At 71.6% G+C, this 19,116-nt stretch carries 19 protein-coding genes; 3 read left to right on the top strand and 16 right to left on the bottom strand.

The genetic code is table 11. The features are described 5' to 3' along the window. Nucleotides 1-14: 14 nt before the first annotated feature. From ACFWWR_RS03210 to ACFWWR_RS03145, 14 genes are all read right to left on the bottom strand, one after another. On the bottom strand, nt 15-920 hold the full coding sequence (locus tag ACFWWR_RS03210; RefSeq protein ID WP_383857151.1) for an ABC transporter permease: 906 nt from the start codon (nt 918-920) through the stop codon (nt 15-17). Next, nucleotides 907-1,710: an ABC transporter ATP-binding protein gene (locus ACFWWR_RS03205; protein ID WP_383857148.1), complete on the bottom strand. Its 804-nt coding sequence runs from the start codon at nt 1,708-1,710 to the stop codon at nt 907-909. Before ACFWWR_RS03205 ends, ACFWWR_RS03210 begins: the two co-directional genes overlap by 14 nt. A gap of 11 nt (nt 1,711-1,721) precedes the next feature. Further along, nucleotides 1,722-2,831 (bottom strand): aliphatic sulfonate ABC transporter substrate-binding protein, encoded by a 1,110-nt coding sequence (locus ACFWWR_RS03200; protein WP_384301672.1) that lies wholly within the window; start codon nt 2,829-2,831, stop codon nt 1,722-1,724. Nucleotides 2,832-3,054: 223 nt separating this feature from the next. Further along, nucleotides 3,055-4,410, bottom strand: a complete 1,356-nt coding sequence (locus ACFWWR_RS03195; protein WP_383857142.1) for a sulfate adenylyltransferase subunit 1 — start codon at nt 4,408-4,410, stop codon at nt 3,055-3,057. Between the two features lie 2 nt (nt 4,411-4,412). Then, complete coding sequence (gene cysD / locus ACFWWR_RS03190; RefSeq protein ID WP_383857139.1) at nt 4,413-5,360, bottom strand: sulfate adenylyltransferase subunit CysD; 948 nt, start codon at nt 5,358-5,360, stop codon at nt 4,413-4,415. Further along, complete coding sequence (gene cysC, locus ACFWWR_RS03185; protein WP_383857136.1) at nt 5,357-5,929, bottom strand: adenylyl-sulfate kinase; 573 nt, start codon at nt 5,927-5,929, stop codon at nt 5,357-5,359. The genes cysD and cysC overlap by 4 nt, the downstream gene beginning before the upstream one ends. After that, the gene (locus ACFWWR_RS03180; protein WP_307678045.1) at nt 5,929-6,636 is read right to left on the bottom strand and encodes a phosphoadenylyl-sulfate reductase; all 708 of its coding nucleotides are present in this window, start codon (nt 6,634-6,636) and stop codon (nt 5,929-5,931) included. The genes cysC and ACFWWR_RS03180 overlap by 1 nt, the downstream gene beginning before the upstream one ends. Beyond that, nucleotides 6,633-6,821, bottom strand: coding sequence for a hypothetical protein (locus ACFWWR_RS03175; RefSeq protein ID WP_217236739.1), 189 nt, complete (start codon nt 6,819-6,821; stop codon nt 6,633-6,635). Before ACFWWR_RS03175 ends, ACFWWR_RS03180 begins: the two co-directional genes overlap by 4 nt. Then, nucleotides 6,818-8,515: a nitrite/sulfite reductase gene (locus tag ACFWWR_RS03170; protein ID WP_383857132.1), complete on the bottom strand. Its 1,698-nt coding sequence runs from the start codon at nt 8,513-8,515 to the stop codon at nt 6,818-6,820. The genes ACFWWR_RS03175 and ACFWWR_RS03170 overlap by 4 nt, the downstream gene beginning before the upstream one ends. 128 nt (nt 8,516-8,643) lie before the next feature. Continuing rightward, complete coding sequence (locus tag ACFWWR_RS03165) at nt 8,644-8,727, bottom strand: putative leader peptide (protein WP_349817346.1); 84 nt, start codon at nt 8,725-8,727, stop codon at nt 8,644-8,646. A gap of 127 nt (nt 8,728-8,854) precedes the next feature. Then, nucleotides 8,855-9,427 (bottom strand): GNAT family N-acetyltransferase, encoded by a 573-nt coding sequence (locus tag ACFWWR_RS03160; protein ID WP_384301670.1) that lies wholly within the window; start codon nt 9,425-9,427, stop codon nt 8,855-8,857. A 17-nt stretch (nt 9,428-9,444) separates the two neighbouring features. Further along, nucleotides 9,445-10,722, bottom strand: coding sequence for a hypothetical protein (locus ACFWWR_RS03155; RefSeq protein WP_384301668.1), 1,278 nt, complete (start codon nt 10,720-10,722; stop codon nt 9,445-9,447). Between the two features lie 192 nt (nt 10,723-10,914). After that, nucleotides 10,915-12,204 carry a GAF domain-containing protein gene (locus ACFWWR_RS03150; protein ID WP_384301666.1) on the bottom strand — a complete coding sequence of 430 codons (1,290 nt, stop codon included), beginning with the start codon at nt 12,202-12,204 and terminating at the stop codon, nt 10,915-10,917. A gap of 334 nt (nt 12,205-12,538) precedes the next feature. Next, nucleotides 12,539-14,173 (bottom strand): acyl-CoA dehydrogenase family protein, encoded by a 1,635-nt coding sequence (locus ACFWWR_RS03145; protein ID WP_384301664.1) that lies wholly within the window; start codon nt 14,171-14,173, stop codon nt 12,539-12,541. A 144-nt stretch (nt 14,174-14,317) separates the two neighbouring features. On the opposite strand from ACFWWR_RS03145, the gene ACFWWR_RS03140 reads away from it, so the two are divergent. After that, entirely contained in the window at nt 14,318-15,469 is a 1,152-nt protein-coding gene (locus ACFWWR_RS03140; RefSeq protein WP_383857117.1) for a YihY/virulence factor BrkB family protein, read from the top strand. 104 nt (nt 15,470-15,573) lie between these two features. On the opposite strand, the gene ACFWWR_RS03135 is transcribed toward ACFWWR_RS03140, so the two are convergent. Beyond that, complete coding sequence (locus ACFWWR_RS03135; protein WP_384301662.1) at nt 15,574-16,425, bottom strand: NmrA family NAD(P)-binding protein; 852 nt, start codon at nt 16,423-16,425, stop codon at nt 15,574-15,576. Nucleotides 16,426-16,505: 80 nt separating this feature from the next. On the opposite strand from ACFWWR_RS03135, the gene ACFWWR_RS03130 reads away from it, so the two are divergent. Both ACFWWR_RS03130 and ACFWWR_RS03125 read left to right on the top strand, forming a co-directional pair. Next, nucleotides 16,506-17,477 (top strand): AraC family transcriptional regulator, encoded by a 972-nt coding sequence (locus ACFWWR_RS03130; RefSeq protein ID WP_383857111.1) that lies wholly within the window; start codon nt 16,506-16,508, stop codon nt 17,475-17,477. A 253-nt stretch (nt 17,478-17,730) separates the two neighbouring features. Then, nucleotides 17,731-18,420 carry a helix-turn-helix domain-containing protein gene (locus ACFWWR_RS03125; protein ID WP_383857108.1) on the top strand — a complete coding sequence of 230 codons (690 nt, stop codon included), beginning with the start codon at nt 17,731-17,733 and terminating at the stop codon, nt 18,418-18,420. On the opposite strand, the gene ACFWWR_RS03120 is transcribed toward ACFWWR_RS03125, so the two are convergent. Beyond that, the gene (locus tag ACFWWR_RS03120) at nt 18,400-18,804 is read right to left on the bottom strand and encodes a VOC family protein (protein ID WP_383857106.1); all 405 of its coding nucleotides are present in this window, start codon (nt 18,802-18,804) and stop codon (nt 18,400-18,402) included. The genes ACFWWR_RS03125 and ACFWWR_RS03120 overlap by 21 nt on opposite strands. Nucleotides 18,805-19,116: the final 312 nt, after the last annotated feature.

The following is a 19,116-nucleotide window of genomic DNA, read 5'->3' as shown; positions in this document are numbered from 1 at the left end:
GGTGTACATGGGGCTCAGCTCTTCACCAGCAGGCCTCGGCTGCGCAGCACCCACCGCTCCAGCGGACTGAAGATCAGCAGGTCGATCGCGATGCCGACGAACAGGATGAGGAGGATGGCGAGGAAGACCGTGGCCATGCTGCTGTTCGTACGGCCCACCTCCAGCAGCTGGCCGAGGCCCACGCCCAGGTCCGGCGCCTGCGCGATGATCTCGGCGGCCATCAGCGACCGCCAGGAGAACGCCCACCCCTGCTTCAGCCCCGCCACATAGCCGGGCAGCGCCGCGGGCATCACGATGTGCCAGGTGCCGCGCAGACCGGTCGCCCCCAGTGTCCGTCCCGCGCGCAGGAACAGCGGCGGCACCTGGTCGACACCGGACACCAGACCGTTGGCGATCGACGGCACCGCGCCGAGCAGGATCACCGCGTACATCATCTCGGGCTTCAGGCCCAGCCAGATCACGGCGGCCGGCACCCAGGCCACCGACGGCAGCGACTGCAGACCGGACAGGATCGGCCCGATGGCCGCGCGCACGAACTTCACCCGCGCCACGATCAGGCCGAGCGGCGTGCCGATGATCAGGGCGAGCACGAAGCCGAACAGGCCCCGCGAGACGCTCGTCCAGATGTAGTCGAGCAGAGTGCCCTTGAGCCACGCGTCCTCGGCCTCGGCCCAGACGGCGCCGGGGGAGGGAAGCTTCGACGGGTCGTCGACGATCTTCAGGGAGATCAGGCCCTGCCAGATCGCGAGCACCACGACGGTGGCGACGATCGGCGGGAAGATCTTCTCGCGGAAGGTCTGCCGGAAGGACGGACGGCCGGTGACCGAGGTCTCCAGCGCGTCGAGGCCCGCCTCGATGCCGCCCAGCGCGGAGCCGTCCTTGGCACTCGCGCCGGTCGTCTTCGTGTCAGTGCTGGCCATGGCGGCGGATCTCCCCACGCAGTACTTCGGTGATCTCGACGGACAGCTCGGCCACGGGCGCGTCCTCGATACGGCGCGGCTGCGGGATGTCGACCGTCCACTCGCGCGCGATCCGCCCCGGACGGGAGGACAGCAGGATCACGCGCTGCGCGAGCCGCACCGCCTCACGCACGTTGTGCGTCACGAAGAGGACGGACACGCCGGTCTCCGCCCAGATGCGGGTCAGCTCGTCGTGCAGCACGTCCCGCGTGATGGCGTCGAGGGCCGCGAACGGCTCGTCCATCAGCAGCAGGTTGCTCTCCTGGGCGAGCGCCCGGGCCAGCGCCACCCGCTGGCGCATACCGCCCGACAGTTCGTGCACCCGCTTGCCGTACGCGCCCTTCAGCCGGACCAGGCCGAGCAGTTCCTCGGTCCGGTCCCGTCGTTCGTTCTTCGGAACGCCCCGCAGGCGCAGGGCGAGTTCGATGTTCTTGCCCGCGGTCAGCCACGGGAAGAGGGCGTGCTCCTGGAACATCAGGGCCGGGCGGCCCTCCGTCGTGATGGACCCGACGGTGGGCTCGTCCAGCCCCGCCACCAGGTTCAGCAGCGTGGACTTGCCGCAGCCCGAGGCCCCCAGGAGGGTGACGAACTCGCCGGGTGCGACATCGATGCTGATGTCGTCCAGTACGAGCTGTTGCCCGGCGGGGCCCGCGAAGGACTTCGAGACATGCTCAATGCGCGCCGCGTGCTCCACCGTCTCGGCGGCCTTGGCGAAGGTCGTGGCCATGGTCGTCACCTCCTGGGAACTCATCGGGTCCTGACTCAGCCGACGCCGAGGCCGGCGTCGCTGACCGTGCTGTCGCCCTCGGCCTTGAGGACCGTGTTCAGCGGCGTGAGGTCGTAGATGCCCTTCAGGTCGGGCTTCTCCAGCAGACCCGCCTTGACCGCGTGCGCCGCCTCGGTGTTGAGGGTGGCGGCCAGCGGGTCGTTGGTGAACTGGATCGACTTCCACGCCGGGTCGAGGACGGCGGCCGGCAGCGGCTTGCCCGAGTCGGCCTCCAGCTGCTTGTTCGCCGCGGCCTTCGCCTCGTCCGGGCTGGCGTTGATCCACTTGTTGGCCTCGACCGAGGCCTTCAGCACGGCCTCGACGGCCTTCGGATGCTCCTTGAGGAAGGCCTGCCGCACGATGATGTTCGTGATCACGAACTTCTTGTCCGGCCACAGGTCGGCCTCGTCGAGCAGCACCTTGCCGCCCTCGGCGACCAGCTTGGACGCGGTCGGCTCGGGCACCCACGCGCCGTCGATGGAGCCGGACTTGTAGGCGTCCGGCGTGACTTTGTTGTCGGTACGGACGACCGAGACGTCGCCCTTGCCGCTCTCCGCGTCGACCTTCCAGCCCTGCTCGGCGATCCAGTTGAGGAACGCCACGTCCTGCGTGTTGCCCAGCTGGGGAGTCGCGATCGCCTTGCCCTTGACGTCCTTCAGGGACTTGATCTTGTCCGGGTTGACCACGAGCTTCACACCGCCGGACGCCGCACCGCCGATGATCCGCAGGTTCTTGCCGCCCGACTTGACGTAGCCGTTGATCGCCGGCGACGGGCCGATGAAACCGATGTCGATCGACGAGGAGTTGAGCGCCTCGATCTCGGACGGGCCGGCGTTGAAGATCTGGTAGGCGGCCTTGGTGGCGCCCAGTTGCTTCTGGAAGTAGCCCTTCTGCACGCCCACCAACGCGGTGGCGTGGGTCAGGTTGCCGAAGTAGCCGATCTTGACGGAGTCGAGGCCGTCGATCTTCTTCGCCCCGGCGGCGACCTTGGCGGTCCCGTCGTCCTTGGCCTCGGAGCCGTAGCCGCAGGCCGCGAGGGTGAGCAGGGGAAGGGCGGTTGCGGCGGCTATGCCGCGGCGGAAGAAGGCTGAGCGGTTGGCAGGCACGGGAGGCTGTCCCCTCGTTGGCCCGGCGGTCACGGTCTCTCAGGTCGTGGCCGGGAGGTCGGCAGGTTTTCGTCTACGGCGGTGGGGGGTGAGGGCGCGCAGGCAGTGCGCGTACGTCAACGCACACATCGCGCCACTCCGCCCTGCCCGCTGCCGAGAGCACCGCTGCCGACGCGGCCGCCCTCCTTCGCGAACGAGGAGTAGAAATCGGTGGTGTTCATGCTCAGAAGTCCCACCCGTCGTCATCGGACTCGTCCTTGACGGGTTCCGGGGCGGCGAACGACTCGCCGACCATGCCCGCGGTGAGCGTGGTGCCGTCGTTCGGGTCGATCAGGATGAACGAACCGGTGCGCCGCGAGTCGGCGTAGGAGTCGACGGGCAGCGGCTCGGCGGTACGGATCTTCACCCGGCCGATGTCGTTGGCGACGAGCTGTCCCGGATGCGGGTGCAGGGACAGGTCGTCGAGGGTGAGACGGGACGGGATGTCCTTGACGATCGCCTTGACGGTGCGGGTGCCGTGCTTGAGCAGCACCCGGTGGCCGACGGTCAGCGGGGCGTCGGCCACGTGGCAGACGGTCGCCTCGATGTCCTGCGTGGTGGGCGGCGCGTCCTTGCTGGGCACGATCAGGTCGCCGCGCGAGATGTCGATGTCGTCCTCCAGCAGGAGGGTCACCGACTGGGTCGTCCACGCCACGTCGACCGGCTCGCCCAGCAGGTCGATGCCGGCGATCTTCGTCGAACGACCGGACGGCAGTACCGAGACCTGCTCGCCCACCCGGAAGGAGCCGGCGGCGATCTGGCCCGCGTAGCCCCGGTAGTCCGGGTGCTCGGCGGTCTGCGGCCGGATCACGTACTGCACGGGAAGCCGGGCGTGGCAGTGGCTCAGGTCGTGGCTGACCGGGACCGACTCCAGGTGCTCCAGGAAGGTCGGGCCGCCGTACCAGTCCATGTTGGCGGAGGGGTCCACGACGTTGTCGCCGGCGAGCGCGGAGATCGGGATCGCGGTGACCTCCGGGACGCCCAGTTCGAGCGCGTACGCCGTGAACTCCTCGGCGATCGCCGCGAACACGGACTCCTGGTACTCGACCAGGTCCATCTTGTTGACGGCGAGGACCACGTGCGGCACACGCAGCAGCGCGGCGATCGCCGCGTGGCGGCGGGTCTGCTCGACGACGCCGTTGCGGGCGTCGACGAGGATCACCGTCAGCTCGGCCGTGGAGGCACCCGTCACCATGTTGCGGGTGTACTGCACGTGGCCGGGCGTGTCCGCGAGGATGAACCGGCGCCGGGGCGTGGCGAAGTAGCGGTACGCCACGTCGATGGTGATGCCCTGCTCCCGCTCGGCCCGCAGACCGTCGGTGAGCAGCGCGAGGTCCGGTGCCTCCTGGCCGCGGCTCGCCGAGGCGCGCTCCACGGCCTCCAACTGGTCGGTCAGGATCGACTTGGAGTCGTGCAGCAGACGGCCGACGAGCGTGGACTTGCCGTCGTCGACCGACCCGGCGGTGGCGAACCGCAGCAGGGTGGTCTCCGACAACTGCTCGACCGACAGAGGCTCGATGGGTTCCGTGGTGCTGGTCATGGTTAGAAGTACCCCTCGCGCTTGCGGTCTTCCATCGCGGCCTCGGACATCTTGTCGTCCGCGCGGGTCGCGCCCCGCTCGGTCAGCCGGGAGGCGGCGATCTCGGTGATCACGGCCTCCAGCGTGGTCGCGTCGGAGTCGACGGCGCCGGTGCAGGACATGTCGCCGACCGTGCGGTAGCGCACCAGCCGCTTCTCGACGCTCTCGCTGTCCTTCGGCCCGCCCCACTCACCGGCGGTCAGCCACATGCCGGCCCGCTGGAACACCTCGCGCTCGTGGGCGAAGTAGATCTGCGGCAGCTCGATGCCCTCGCGGGCGATGTACTGCCACACGTCCAGCTCGGTCCAGTTGGACAGCGGGAAGACGCGCACGTGCTCGCCGGGTGCGTGGCGGCCGTTGTACAGGTTCCACAGTTCGGGGCGCTGGCGGCGCGGGTCCCACTGCGAGAACTCGTCCCGCAGCGAGAACACCCGCTCCTTGGCGCGGGCCTTCTCCTCGTCGCGGCGGCCACCGCCGAAGACGGCGTCGAACTTCTCGGCCTGGATCTTCTCCGTCAGCGGCAGCGTCTGCAGCGGGTTGCGGGTGCCGTCCGGGCGCTCCTTGAGGACACCGCGGTCGATGTAGTCCTGCACGGAGGCGACATGCAGCCGCAGCCCGTGCTTCTCGACCGTGCGGTCCCGGTACTCCAGGACCTCGGGGAAGTTGTGCCCGGTGTCCACGTGCAGCAGCGAGAAGGGGACCGCCGCGGGGGCGAACGCCTTCAGCGCCAGGTGCAGCATGACGATGGAGTCCTTGCCGCCGGAGAACAGGATCACCGGCCGCTCGAACTCGCCCGCCACCTCGCGGAAGATGTGCACCGCCTCGGACTCCAGCGCGTCCAGGTGCGAGAGGGCGTACGGGCTGTCCGTGCCCTCCTCGCCCCCCTTGACCGTGGCGACGGTCGTCGTCATGCCAGTCCCCTCTCGGTGAGCAGCGCGTGGACCGCGGCCGCGGACTCCTGGACGGTCTGGTCCTGCGACTCGACGCGCAGGTCGGGCGACTCGGGAGCCTCGTACGGGTCGTCCACCCCGGTCAGCCCGGTGAGTTCACCCGCGGCCTGCTTGGCGTACAGACCCTTCACATCGCGTTCGGAGCACACCTCGACCGGAGTCGCCACGTGCACCTCGATGTACGCCGTGCCGCTCTCCTGGTGACGCTTGCGGACCGCCTCGCGGCTGTCGGCGTAGGGCGCGATCACCGGGACCAGCGCCGTGACGCCGTTGCGGGCGAGCAGTTCGGCGAGGAAGCCGATGCGCTGCACGTTGGTGTGCCGGTCCTCGCGGCTGAAGCCGAGTCCCGCCGAGATGAACTCGCGGATCTCGTCGCCGTCGAGCACCTCGACGAGGTGGCCCTCCTCGCGCAGCCGGCCGGCCAGCTCGTACGCGATGGTGGTCTTGCCGGCACTCGGCAGACCCGTGAGCCAGACGGTGGCTCCGGTCGTCACGTGCTTCTCCTCGGGTAGGTCGGAGGTGGTCGTCATCAGTGCAGTCCGCACTCGGTCTTGTTGCGGCCCGCCCAGCGGCCGGCACGCGCGTCCTCGCCCTCCAGGACGCGGCGGGTGCAGGGGGCGCAGCCGACGGAGGTGTAGCCGTCCATCAGCAGGGGGTTGGTCAGTACGCCGTGTTCGGTGACGTACGCGTCCACGTCGTCCTGCGTCCAGCGGGCGATCGGGGAGATCTTGACCTTCTGGCGCTTCTCGTCCCAGCCGACGACCGGGGTGTTCGCCCGGGTCGGGGACTCGTCACGGCGCAGACCGGTCGCCCAGGCCTGGTAGTTCGTGAGGCCCTCCTCCAGCGGCTGGACCTTGCGCATCTTGCAGCACAGGTCCGGGTCGCGGTCGTGGAGCTTCGGGCCGAACTCGGCGTCCTGCTCGGCGACCGTGCGGCGCGGGGTGAGGGTGATGACGTTGACGTCCATCACGGCCTCGACCGCGTCCCGGGTGCCGATGGTCTCGGGGAAGTGGTAGCCGGTGTCGAGGAAGACGACATCCACGCCCTTGCGCACGCGGGACGCCAGGTGGGCGACCACCGCGTCCTCCATCGAGGAGGTCACGCAGAAGCGCGGGCCGAAGGTGTCGACCGCCCACTGGAGGATCTCCAGCGCGGTGGCGTCCTCCAGTTCGCGGCCCGCCCGCTCGGCGAGCTCCTTGAGATCCGCTGTCGTGCGCTCTTCCTGAGTCGTCGTCATATCTGGTCTCCTCCTGCGTCGGAGTGCTGAAGGCCCCGGGCGAGCAGCCCGAGGAACTTCAACTGGAATGCGCGGTTGCACGCCGCGCATTCCCAGGCGCCGTGACTGCCTTCCGAGGCTTCGCTCGGCCGGAGGTCCTCGTCGCCGCAGTAGGGGCAGTAGAAGGGGGCGGCGCGCTCGCTCACGAGAGGGCCTCCTCGGAGGCGCGCGAGGCCCAGGCGGCGAAGCGCTCGCCCTCCTCGCGCTCCGCCTGGAAGCGCTTGAGGACGCGCTCGACGTAGTCGGGCAGTTCCTCGGAGGTGACCTTCAGACCACGCACCTTGCGGCCGAAACCGGCCTCGAGACCGAGCGCGCCGCCGAGGTGCACCTGATAGCCCTCGACCTGCTCGCCCCGGTCGTTGAGCATGAGCTGGCCCTTGAGACCGATGTCCGCCACCTGGATACGGGCGCAGGCGTTCGGGCAGCCGTTGAGGTTGATGGTGATCGGCTCGTCGAAGTCCGGGATCCGGCGCTCCAGTTCGTCGATCAGCTGGGAGCCGCGCGCCTTGGTCTCGACGATGGCGAGCTTGCAGTACTCGATGCCGGTGCACGCCATGGTGCCGCGCCGGAACGGCGAGGGCTTGGCGGTCAGGTCCAGCGCCTCGAGCGCCTCGACCAGCGACTCGACCTGCGGCTCCTCCACATCGAGGACGATCATCTTCTGCTCGACGGTGGTACGGACCCGGCCCGAGCCGTGTGCCTCGGCGAGCTCGGCGATCTTCGTCAGGGTCGCGCCGTCCACGCGGCCGACGCGCGGGGCGAAACCGACGTAGAAGCGGCCGTCCTTCTGGCGGTGCACGCCGACGTGGTCGCGCCAGCGCTCCACCGGCTGGGCGGGGGCGGGGCCGTCGGTCAGCTTGCGCTTCAGGTACTCGTCCTCGAGGACCTGGCGGAACTTCTCCGGTCCCCAGTCGGCGACCAGGAACTTCAGGCGGGCGCGGGTGCGCAGCCGCCGGTAGCCGTAGTCGCGGAAGATCGAGATGACGCCCACGTGGACGTCCGCGACCTCGTCCCGCGGAACCCAGGCGCCGAGCCGGACGCCGATCTTCGGGTTGGTGGACAGGCCGCCGCCGACCCACACGTCGAAGCCGGGGCCGTGCTCGGGGTGGTTCACACCGACGAAGGCGACGTCGTTGATCTCGTGCGCCACGTCGAGCAGCGGCGAGCCGGAGACCGCCGTCTTGAACTTGCGGGGCAGGTTCGAGAAGTCCGGGTTGCCGATGACCCTGCGGTGGATCTCCTCGATGGCCGGGGTGCCGTCGATGATCTCGTCCTCGGCGATACCGGCGACGGGCGAGCCGAGGACCACGCGGGGCGTGTCACCGCAGGCCTCGGTGGTGGACAGCCCGACGGCCTCGAGGCGGTTCCAGATCTCGGGCACGTCCTCGATCCGGATCCAGTGGTACTGGACGTTCTGCCGGTCGGTGATGTCGGCGGTGCCGCGCGCGAACTCCTGCGAGATCTCGCCGATCACGCGCAGCTGCTGCGTGGTGAGCCGGCCGCCGTCGATGCGGACGCGCAGCATGAAGTACTTGTCGTCCAGCTCCTCCGGCTCCAGGATCGCGGTCTTGCCGCCGTCGATCCCGGGCTTGCGCTGGGTGTACAGGCCCCACCAGCGCATCCGGCCGCGGAGGTCGTTGGGGTCGATCGAGTCGAAGCCGCGCTTCGAGTAGATCGTCTCAATGCGTGTCCGCACATTGAGACCGTCGTCGTCCTTCTTGAACTGCTCGTTGCCGTTGAGCGGGGTGAAGTGCCCCGCGGCCCACTGACCCTCACCGCGGTGACGGCTCACCTTGCGGCGGGGAGTCGCGGCGGCAGGGTTCTGCGGGGTGGCGGCCATGGTTGATACGTCCTTCGGGACAGACGGGAAAGCGGCTCTGACCTGCGCGCGCGGGCGCATGGGTGTACCTGCGCGTCTTTGCGCGGGAATGAGACGAAAGTGGGGATGTCGGGCGGCGCGACGGCTCGTCAGCGCACCGGACAGATGGCGCTGGACATGCGGCCGAGGTCGACGTGCCGCCGACTCACCAAGGCAATTCCAGTTCCAGACATGACGGAAGCGTGTCATGGCGATCTGGACAGAGTCCAGCTTCGTCCGTCATGTGGACACCCTTGTCCCGAAGAGTGAGACGAGGGTGTTCTCAGTCACACGGACCGAACAGGCCCTTGTCGCCGCAGGTCAGGCGGGGTAGGCGCCCGGCCAGGGGCCCGGGGCGGCCACCTCGGGCTGCTCCTCGACCTTGGTGTCGAACAGCTGGAAGCCCCGGCGCTGATAGTTGGCCATCGCGTGCTCCCCGTCGAGGCTGCACGTATGCAGCCACACCCGCTTGGTCGCGGCCAGGCCCGGCCAGCGGTCCGAGAGATCCCAGGCGCGGGCGACGCCCCGCGACAGCAGGTGCCCGCCGATCCGCCGCCCGCGGAAGGCCGGAACCAGGCCGAAGTAGGCGATCTCCACGACCCCGTCGTCCTGCGGCTCCAGCTCCACGTACCCGGCCGGCGTCCCCTGGTCGTAGGCGACCCAGGTCTCCACGCCCGGCCGGCCCAGGTGCTCCTGCCACCGCGCGTACGTCCAGCCCAGCCGGTCGATCCATCGGATGTCCCCGCCGACGGACGCGTACAGGAAGCGGCTGAACTCGGGCGAGGGGACCTCGGAGCGCACGATCCGCACGTCCCCCTCCGGCGCGGCGGCCGGGAGGAGGTCGGTCGGGGCGGTCTGCTCCAGGGACCAGGTGGTCACGGGGATGTTGGTCATGACGGCCAGGGAACCATCTACCCCAGTGATCTGTCGATCGAGGTGAGCGGCAGCGAGAACAGCATCCGGCCCGACTGCGACCAGACCTCGCCGGTCGCCTCCCAGTACGAGAGGGACGGCGTGCGCGTGCTCCAGCAGTGCTGGGTGTCGTCGGACCCGCACCGGGTGGCCTGCGCGCGGTCGGCGTCCTGCCGCCACAGCGTGCCATGCCCGTCCGGCGCGTCCGAGGCGCGGCTCAGATACCAGTCGGAGCGGTACGACAGCACGCCCCGGACGTCGGCCGCCTTCGTCTCGTACGCCTGAGTGGCGTCCGCGCGGTCGGCGAAGTCGGTGGCCAGGAGGCCGGACCGGGCCGGGTCCGTGGCGAAGGAGTAGCGCCACAGAAGCGCGGGCCCGTCGCCGTCCGCCGAGGTCCGTTCGCTCGCGACCAGACTGTCGGGCGACGTGCTGCGGTCGAGGGACAGGCCCCCGGCGGGGGCCTCGGTGCCGGTGCCGCTGGGACGGTACGAGCCGACGGCGGGCAGGACGAACCGGGCGCCGTGCGCCGACCAGCCGCCCCGCACCCGGCCGACCGCCGTGCTGTCCACGGTCGCGCGCTGGACGCGGTTCATGTCGTACGCGTACAGACCGTCGGCGGCGGTGACCAGCAGCTTGTCCTGGTACCAGACCATGCCGGAGACGTCGGAGTCGAGGGCCCGGTAGTCGCGCCCGCCGTCGACCGGGACGGTGAGCAGCACCCAGGTGTAGGTGAGGCGGTCCAGGTCGTTCGCGTCCACGAAGGCGACCCGGGCGAGGCCGTGGCCGGACGCCGTGGCGTTCTGCGACCAGCCGGAGAGGATCACGCGGTTCTGGCCCCAGAGGCCGTCGTCGTCCGCGTCGCCTGAGGTGGTGACCGCCCCGGGCTGCCAGGAGCGGGTGTCGGCGGCGCTCCAGCACTGGGCGCGGGTGGCCACCGGTTCGACGGGCAGCGCCTTGCGGTCCTCGGCCGGGCAGTCGGCGGCGGCACGCAGACGGTGGTCGGCTTCCTCGAGGACCGCGCCGACACCGACGGGCCGGCCCATCGACGAGGCGAGGCGGTCGAGCGTGGCCTCGGGCACCTGCTGTTCCTGGAGCCGCAGGGAGGCGATCCGCTCGGACGAGGTGATCGGCTTCAGCGCGCCCGGGTCCTCGCTGTCCGTGGCCTGCGAGGCGCTTATCAGCGTGGCGGCGCCGGTCAGGGCGAGGGCGGTCCCGGCGAGAAAGGCGCGCAGCGCCCTGCCCCGCCTGCGGCGACGGTGTCTCCCGCGTTGCTTCATTCGTCCTCCCGAGGGCGGGCCAACTGCGCCTGATGATCCGTACGTTGATCGAGGAGCAGGTGGGGTGACCCGTAGAGGGATGCTACGGCAGTGAGGGGAGGTGGCGGACGAAGAACCTGCAATTATGCGGAAGATGTACTCCGAGGGTGCTCAGACCGGTCAAAACGGTTGCTCCGGCGGGCCGTGAGCGGCTCAGTCCGCCTCGGCGGCCGCCCGTGCCGCGACCACCGTCGGCGCGGTCGAGCAGGGCAGCAGGTCGTGCCGGTCGGCCGGGAGGAGCACCTCGACCTCGGCGTCCTCACAGAACCGATACGGGCGGTGTTCCAGGAGTCCTCCGAGATACCGCCGTACCCGGGACATCTCGGCCCGCACGGTCACCGTACGACCCGGATCGCCGAACAGGTCCTCGGCCAGCCCCGCCGCACTGCGGCCGGTGCGGTGCAGGGCCAGCAGATAGAGCAACTCGGCATGCCGGGGGCTCAGTTCATGACTCCAGGAACCCGCCGGGCCCGACGCCGTCACCCACCAGCGGCGCGACTGCGTCAGATCCAGCACGATCCGGGTGGCGCCCCGCGGCACCGGCTCGTCGGCGGCCCGGACCAGCCAGCCGCCCGGCAGCGGTTCCAGCGCGCACAACCCGAGCGACGGCAGCCACCGACGGCCCGGTGACAGCGACTTGGGCAGCGCGATCCGGTTCGTGTACGGCATCCCGGTCACCGCCGCGGTCCAGCCGTTCCGGTCCACCACCACGGCCCGTCCGGCGAGGCGGGCCAGCACCGGCGCGGCCACCGCCCGCAGTTGCTCCAGCGAGGCCACGTGCAGCTCACGCAGCCGCGCCTCGGCGAGCTTGGCCACCGAGTCGACCCAGGCGAGCGTGGCCGGGTGCATCGTCTCCAGCGGCCCGCTCACGTCCACCACGCCGATCGGCCGGCCGTCCCGCGGATCCGTGATGGGCGCGCCGGTACAGGTCCAGCCGGCGTGCGAGCGTACGAAGTGCTCGGAGGCGAAAACCTGCACGGGACGCCGTACGACGGCCGGGGTGCCCACGCCGTTGGTGCCGACGACGTCCTCCCGCCAGTCGGCGCCGAGTTCGAAGCCGAGCCCGTCGGCCTTGCGCAGCACGGGCGAACTGCCCTCGCGCCACAGCACGCGGCTCTGCTCGTCGGCGACCACCATGATGTGGTGGGCGACGTCCGCGACCGACAACAGCCCCTCCCGCAGCACCGGCAGCACGTGCTTGAGGGTCGTCGTCTCCCGGCGCCGCTCGACCTCCTCGCGGGACAGCAGCCCCGACCGGAAGCCGTGCTCGGGATCGACGCCGCCGCGCAGCATGCGCTCCCAGGACTGCTCGATCACCGGCCGGGGCGCGACCGGCGCGCGCTGCCCGGAGAGCGTGGCCGAGCGGACCTCGCTGAGTACCCGCGCCGCACGCGCCGAGTCCACGGCGGCCAGCTGCGTCACGTCGGCCGGCGAGAGTGCCACGGGACCTCCCCGAAAAAGGGCTCGGGACAACCGGTTCGCAGTGGTTTTCCGGCCACGGTCCCGAAGTCCGTCCTGACTGTCCGTCTCATAGTGCCGCCTGCCCGAGTCGGAGGGACACAGTCCGCACACAGACGCCGACAAGTTGCAACCCTCTGCAACCCTGGTGGACTGCCCTGCCGTGCTCGAAACTTGAGCGACGCCGCCCAGTGCGGCGCACGTGGCTCCAACGGGCCAGTGGCGGGGGTGGTGCCGTGTCGGCGCAGCACCACCCCCGCGCCGTGCGCGGACGGACGTACGCCGAACAGGCCCCGCGGCTGCCACCGACCGGCGCCGGTCAGGCCTCGGGCCGGGCCCGCTCCACCACCGACGCCAGATCCAGACTGTGCGGCAGCGTTCCGAAGGCCGCGCCCGCGTCGCCGCCCAGGCGGGACGCGCAGAACAGGTCGGCGACCTCCGGCGGCGCGTACCGCACGAGCAGTGACCCCTGGAGCACCAGTGCGAGCCGCTCGGTCAGCCGTCGGGCCCGGGCCTCGACACCCTCCAGATCGGCGAGTTCGGTCAGCAGGTCCTTGATCGCCGCGTCCAGACGGTGGTCGGCGCCGCGCGCCTTGCCGACTTCCTGGAGGTAGGCGTTCAGCGCCGACGGCTCGCGTTGCAGCGCGCGCAGCACGTCGAGGGCCTGGACGTTCCCGGCCCCCTCCCAGATCGAGTTGAGCGGCGACTCGCGTACCAGCCGCGGCATCTGCGACTCCTCGACGTACCCGTTGCCGCCCAGGCACTCGGACGCCTCGACCGTCACCGGCGAACACCTCTTGGTCACCCAGTACTTGGCGGCCGGCACCGCGATCCTGAGCAACGCCCGCTCCTGCTCGCCGCCGTCGTCGTAGGCCGCCGCGAGCCGCAGCGCGAGCGTGGTCGCCGCCTCGGACTCCAGGGCGAGGTCGGCCAGGACGTTGCGCATCAGCGGCTTGTCGACGAGCTTGCCGCCGAAGACCTCGCGGTGCGTGCAGTGGTGCACCGCCTGCGCGACGGCCTGCCGCATCAGTCCCGCCGAGCCGAGGACGCAGTCGAGCCGGGTCGCCGCCACCATCTCGATGATGGTGCGCACCCCGCGCCCCTCCTCGCCGACCCGACGGGCCCACGTCCCGTCGAACTCGACCTCGGCGGACGCGTTCGACCGGTTGCCCAGCTTGTCCTTGAGGCGCTGGATCATGAAGACGTTGCGGGTGCCGTCCTCCAGCACCCGTGGCACCAGGAAACACGTCAGCCCCTGCGAAGCCTGCGCGAGCACCAGGAACCCGTCCGACATCGGCGCCGAGCAGAACCACTTGTGCCCGGTCAGCCGGTACGTCCCGTCCTCGGCGAGGGGCGTGGCGGCCGTCGTGTTGGCCCGGACGTCACTGCCGCCCTGCTTCTCCGTCATGCCCATCCCGAACAGCGCCCCGGCCTTGAGCCGGGCAGGCCGCAGCTCCCGGTCGTAGACCATCGACGTCAGCCGGGGCTCCCATACCGCGGCGAGAGCGGGATCCGTGCGCAGCGCGGGCACCGCCGCGTGCGTCATGGACAGCGGGCAGAGGTTGCCGGCGTCGACCTGCGTCCACACCAGGAAGGCGGCCGCGCGCCGCACGTGCCCGCCGGGCCGGGACCAGGCCGCGGTCAGGCCCGCCGAGACGCCCTTGCCGAGCAGCCGGTGCCAGGCCGGATGGAAGTCGACCTCGTCGACGCGCTGCCCGTAGCGGTCGTGGGTGCGCAGTCCCGGGGGATGCTCGTTCGCCTGCGCCCCCCACTCCTGCACCTGCGCCGAGCCGCAGGCCCGGCCGAGCGCCGCGAGCTCACCGCGCACCTCGTCGAGCAGATCCGGAGCGGTGTGCCGGTCCACCGCCGCCGTCAGGGCGCGGTCGGCGGTGAACGCGTCGTACCCGGCCAACGGCGGCGGCTGGTTGGTCACGGTGTGGGTGCTGCCTGCCATGGAGCGAACCTACCCGCACGGCGGACGTCATCACACCGCCGAGGCAGCCGGTCCCCGGGCCCGGGGGCGTGGACCTGCCGCATCACCGCGAGCCGAAGCCCCGGGGGGATGAGCACAACCAGGCACGACGGATACCTTTGGTTCGTGCAGCCAGCAAGTGAATCCCCTCAGCCGCCCGCCGGCCGCCTCCACCGGGCGCGTGCCCTCTATCGGAACGTCTCGAAGCGCAGGACCGCCTGGCTGTTGATCAAGGACACGGTCAACTCGTGCATGGAGTACCGCATCCTGGGCCTCGCGGCCGAGGCGGCGTTCTTCACGCTGCTGTCCGTGCCGCCGCTGCTGCTGAGCATGATCGGGCTCCTCGGCTACGTCGACGACTGGACCGGCGCCGACACCATCGCGAGCCTGGAGACCAACCTCCTCGAGGCCTCGCGCACGATCCTGTCCGACAAGGGCGTCACCGAGATCGCCCAGCCGATCCTGCACGACGTGATGAAGGGCGGCCGGCCCGACGTCATCTCCATCGGCTTCCTGTTCGCCCTGTGGTCGGGCTCCCGCGCGGTGAACGTCTTCATCGACACCATCACCGTGATGTACGGCCTCGACGGCGTCCGCGGCATCGTCAAGACCCGCCTGATGGCCTTCCTGCTGTTCATCGTGGCCCTGCTGATCGGCTCGGTCGCGCTGCCGCTGATGGTGGCCGGGCCGGACGCGGTGGTGAACATCGTGCCGTGGTCCGAGACCGTCGTACAGGTGCTCTACTGGCCCGTCGTCATCGTGCTGTCCATCGTCTTCCTGACGACGCTCTACCACGTGTCCGTCCCCGTCCGCTCCCCGTGGATCGAGGACGTGCCCGGCGCCCTGGTGGCCCTCGGCATGTGGGTCCTCGGCAGCTTCCTGCTGCGCATCTACCTGACCAACACCGTCGAGGGCCCCACCATCTACGGCTCCCTGGCCGCCCCCGTGGCCGTGCTGCTGTGGATCGGCGTGTCCGCGTTCGCCGTCCTCGTCGGCGCGGCGGTCAACGCCGCGATCGACCGGGTCTGGCCGGCCGCCGCGACGGCCGCGGCCCGCGCCGCCAACGAACGGCTGCGCGAGGCGCAGGTCGCCGAGTACGTCGCCCGCGCCACCGCGGCCCGCGCTTCGGTCCCGGACGACCCGGACGACCCCGACATGCCCTCCGAGTTCCCGGAGCGCTGGTCGCGCTTCCTGCCCCCGGAGGACGTGACGTCCCGCCTGCGCACCCACGTGAAGAGCACCCACCCCCACTCCCCGCACAAGCCGGAGGATTCCTAGAAGACGTGGGCCGGCGGTCTGCCCCGGAGGGGCGCGGGGAACCCCGCGACCAGCGACAACCGACCCGAAGCCGACAAGCTCCCGCATCCCTGCGGCGCTCCCCGCTACACGTCCCACGCCCCCGCCGACGCGGCCTCCCGCACGAACTCCCCGAAGTCCCGCGCCTCCCGCCCGAGCACCTGCCGCACGTCCTCGGTCAGCCGAGCGTTACGCCCGTCCATCAGCCCCTCGAACACCTCGATCAGCAATTCCACGTCCTCCGGCGGCACCCCGAACCCCGCCAGCGTCTCCCCGTACGCCCGCACCGGAACCGGCGTGTACGTCACCTTGACGCCGGTCGCCTCCGAGATCTCCGCGACCGCCTCCCGCCAGGTCAGCAGTCGCGGCCCGGTCAGCTCCAGCGTCCGCCCCACGTACCGCTCCCCGGACGTCAGCACCGCCGCGACGACCTCCCCGACGTCCCGCAGGTCGACGAACGGCTCCCGCACCTCGCCGGCCGGGAACACCAGCTCGCCGTGGCGCAGGCCCTCCACCAGCGGACCCTCGCTGAAGTTCTGCGCGAACCACGAAGCCCGTACGACCGTCCAGTCCGCGCCCGACGACGTCAGCGCCGCCTCGGCCGGCAGCGCCTGCTCCTCGCCGCGCGCCGACAGCAGCACCAGCCGTCGTACGCCGAGACCGACCGCCTCCCGGGCGAGCGCGCCGATCCCCTCGGCCGCCGCGGGGGCGCCGACGTCGGACGGGTACACGAGGTACGCCGCGTCCGCGTCCCGGAGCGCGTCCGCCCACGTCGCCGGGTCCTCCCAGTCGAAGCCCTGGGCGCGGGACGCGGCCCGCACCGTCAGCCCGGCCGCCCGCGCGGCCCGGGCGACCCGGCTCCCGGTGCGCCCGGAGGCACCGGTCACCACCACCGTCATGTTCGCCGTGTCCGCTGTGTTTGCTGCGTTGTCCGTCATGCCTTCAGTCAACGGCCGCGTGCTTCAACAGCCCATCGCTGAACGGCTCATTCCCATGCGCGGGCGTCTACGCTGGCGCCATGGACGCGCCCCCACGCTCGAATACGCTCACGCGGGGGGACCCCCTTGCCGGCCTCCTGGAGGGCCCCCGCGCCCGGGGCGCCTTCATGATCCGTGCGTGTTTCGATCCGCCGTGGGCGGTCCGTATCGAGGACAGGGCCCCGCTGACCGTGATGCTGATGGTCCGCGGCGAGGCCTGGATCGTGCCGGACGCGGGGGAGCGGGTGCTGCTGCGGGCCGGCGAGCTCGCCATCGCGCGCGGCCCCGACCCGTACACCTGCGCCGACGACCCCGACACCGCGCCCCAGGCCCTGATCCTGCCGGGCGCCGAGTGCCGCTACCCCGACGGACGCCCGCTCAACGGCTCCATGGACATCGGCGTACGCAGCTGGGGCGACCGGCCCGACGGCTCCACGGTGATGCTGATCGGGACGTACCTGGTCCACGGCGAGATCAGCGGCCGGCTGCTGGACGCGCTGCCGCCGCTGCTCTTCCTGACGTCCGACATGTGGCGGTGCGCGCTCACGCCCGTCCTCATGGAGGAGGTCGTGCGCGACGAACCGGGCCAGGAGGTCGTCCTGGACCGCCTCCTGGATCTGCTGGTCATCGCCGCGCTCCGCGCCTGGTTCGCCCGCCCGGAGGCGGCGCCGCCCGCCTGGTACGCGGCACTCGCCGACCCCGTCGTCGGCCGGGTGCTCCGCCTGCTCCAGGACGACCCCGCCCACCCCTGGACGGTGGCCTCGCTCGCCGCGAAGGCCGGGGTGTCCCGGGCCGCGCTGGCCCGCCGCTTCACGGAACTCGTCGGCGAGCCCCCGATGACGTACCTCACCGGCTGGCGCCTCGCCCTCGCCGCGGACCGCCTCCGCGACACCGACGACACCCTGGAGGCGATCGCCCGCCAGATCGGGTACGGGAGCGCGTTCGCCCTGTCCAGCGCGTTCAAGCGGGTGTACGGGGTGAGCCCGCAGGAGCATCGGACGCGGGTGGCGTAGGGACGGCCGGCCAGGGAGGAGGGACGGCTGTCGTGGGGACCGGCCGAGACACGGCCGGGCACGCGAAGGTCGCCGTCCGGGACGGCGGCCCGCCGCGCGACACCCAGGCCGGCGCCAGTGGGCCCCGGGTCTGCCCGCGGGACTCGGCGACGTCGCCGAGGTCGCACGGCCGGCGGGAACGCCGGCCTCCGCACCGCGCACCCGGAACCGGCGGGCACACGGCAGGCCCTGCCGGCGGCGTAGCCTGGCGTACGTGTACGCGGAGCGGGCGTCCCGGATGACCGGGGCGGTGGTGTGGACGAACACCCCGTCCGGGTCCGGCGCCGGGCGGGTCCTGCCCGACGGTTGCATGGACCTGCTGTGGCACGAGGGGCGGCTGGTGGTCGCCGGGCCCGACACGCGTGCGTACGTCACCGAGGGCCAGCCGAGCGCCTGGGCCGGCGTCCGCTTCTACCCGGGCACCGCGCCCGCCCTGCTGGGCGTGCCCGCGCACGAGATGCGGGACCGGCGGGTGGACCTGGCCGACCTGTGGCCGGCCGCGGAGGTACGGCGCGTCACCGCACAGGTGAACGCGGCCGGCGACCCGGCGAGCGGCCTGGAGCAGGTGGCGTTGGCACGGGCCGCCGGGACCGATCCCCCCGAGCCGCTGCTACGACAGGTGGTCGCCGCTCTCGACGCGGGCCGCCCCGTCGCCGCGACCGCGGACGAACTCGGCGTCGGGGCCCGTCAGTTGCACCGCCGCTGCCTCACCGCGTTCGGCTACGGCCCCAAGACGCTGGCCCGGGTCCTGCGACTTCAGCGGGCCCTCGCCCTGGCCCGCTCCGGCGCACCCTTCGCCGAGACCGCGGCCCGGTCCGGTTTCGCGGACCAGGCCCATCTGGCAAGGGACGTCAGGGAGTTGGCGGGACTTCCGCTGACGGAACTACTGGGCCGCTCCGGGTAGCGGGGCGAACAGGTCGACCCCGTTGCCGTCCGGATCGAGCACCACCGCGTACCGCTGTCCCCACACGGCGTCCCAGGGCTTCAGCTCCCCGCGGTACCCGGCGCCCACCAGCTCCGCGTACACCGAGTCGACCTCGGCCGGACTGTCGCACAGCAGCGCGAGCGAGATGCGCCCGCCCTCGGCCGGCGGCTGCCACTCCGGCTGGATCAGGCGCACGGTCTCCTCACTGTCGAGCATCAGCCGCAGGCCGCCCGGTAGGCCGGCCTCGGCATGCGGCTGCTTCTCGGCCCCCTCGGGGAACACGAGACCCAGACGGCGGTAGAAGGCGACGGAGGCGGCCATGTCGGAGGCCACCAGGCCGATCGCGTCGAATCGTGGAGTCATGGGGCCACCGTAGGCGGGGGCGGGAGGTCCGGTCTTGAAGGAATCGGACGCGCGGCGGACAGTGCCGTGAGCGCGCCTGCCAGCCGAACGTCACCGGGCCACGAGGTGTGTCCACCGTGAAGGAGAACCCCACCCGGCCCCGGGCGAGAGGCAGGACGAGGGCTGAGGGAGGCGGAACGCGTCCCAGCCCGTCCCACCTGGTCCCCGGACGACCCGCCTCGGGTCGGGACGTCGCCGTACGCAGGGTGGATCGTCCCCTGCCGGTCCACGTGTGCCGTCAGGCCTCGCCGTGCCGCTCCGTGACCGTGACGC

Origin of the sequence: Streptomyces sp. NPDC058678 (assembly GCF_042714835.1) — a bacterium.
Classification (GTDB): Bacteria; Actinomycetota; Actinomycetes; order Streptomycetales; family Streptomycetaceae; genus Streptomyces.
This window is presented reverse-complemented; position numbering and strand designations above follow the sequence as displayed.

Bases quoted from the DNA above. Each gene is read 5' to 3' on its own strand.
- ACFWWR_RS03180 (WP_307678045.1), bottom strand. From the start codon at position 6,636: ATGACGACGACTCAGGAAGAGCGCACGACAGCGGATCTCAAGGAGCTC.
- ACFWWR_RS03145 (WP_384301664.1), bottom strand. From the start codon at position 14,173: ATGGCAGGCAGCACCCACACCGTGACCAACCAGCCGCCGCCGTTGGCC.
- ACFWWR_RS03130 (WP_383857111.1), top strand. From the start codon at position 16,506: ATGGACGCGCCCCCACGCTCGAATACGCTCACGCGGGGGGACCCCCTT.
- ACFWWR_RS03120 (WP_383857106.1), bottom strand. From the start codon at position 18,804: ATGACTCCACGATTCGACGCGATCGGCCTGGTGGCCTCCGACATGGCC.
- ACFWWR_RS03210 (WP_383857151.1), bottom strand. From the start codon at position 920: ATGGCCAGCACTGACACGAAGACGACCGGCGCGAGTGCCAAGGACGGC.
- ACFWWR_RS03155 (WP_384301668.1), bottom strand. From the start codon at position 10,722: ATGAAGCAACGCGGGAGACACCGTCGCCGCAGGCGGGGCAGGGCGCTG.
- ACFWWR_RS03170 (WP_383857132.1), bottom strand. From the start codon at position 8,515: ATGGCCGCCACCCCGCAGAACCCTGCCGCCGCGACTCCCCGCCGCAAG.
- ACFWWR_RS03135 (WP_384301662.1), bottom strand. From the start codon at position 16,425: ATGACGGACAACGCAGCAAACACAGCGGACACGGCGAACATGACGGTG.
- cysC (WP_383857136.1), bottom strand. From the start codon at position 5,929: ATGACGACCACCTCCGACCTACCCGAGGAGAAGCACGTGACGACCGGA.
- ACFWWR_RS03205 (WP_383857148.1), bottom strand. From the start codon at position 1,710: ATGAGTTCCCAGGAGGTGACGACCATGGCCACGACCTTCGCCAAGGCC.
- cysD (WP_383857139.1), bottom strand. From the start codon at position 5,360: ATGACGACGACCGTCGCCACGGTCAAGGGGGGCGAGGAGGGCACGGAC.
- ACFWWR_RS03160 (WP_384301670.1), bottom strand. From the start codon at position 9,427: ATGACCAACATCCCCGTGACCACCTGGTCCCTGGAGCAGACCGCCCCG.
- ACFWWR_RS03165 (WP_349817346.1), bottom strand. From the start codon at position 8,727: ATGTCTGGAACTGGAATTGCCTTGGTGAGTCGGCGGCACGTCGACCTC.
- ACFWWR_RS03195 (WP_383857142.1), bottom strand. From the start codon at position 4,410: ATGACCAGCACCACGGAACCCATCGAGCCTCTGTCGGTCGAGCAGTTG.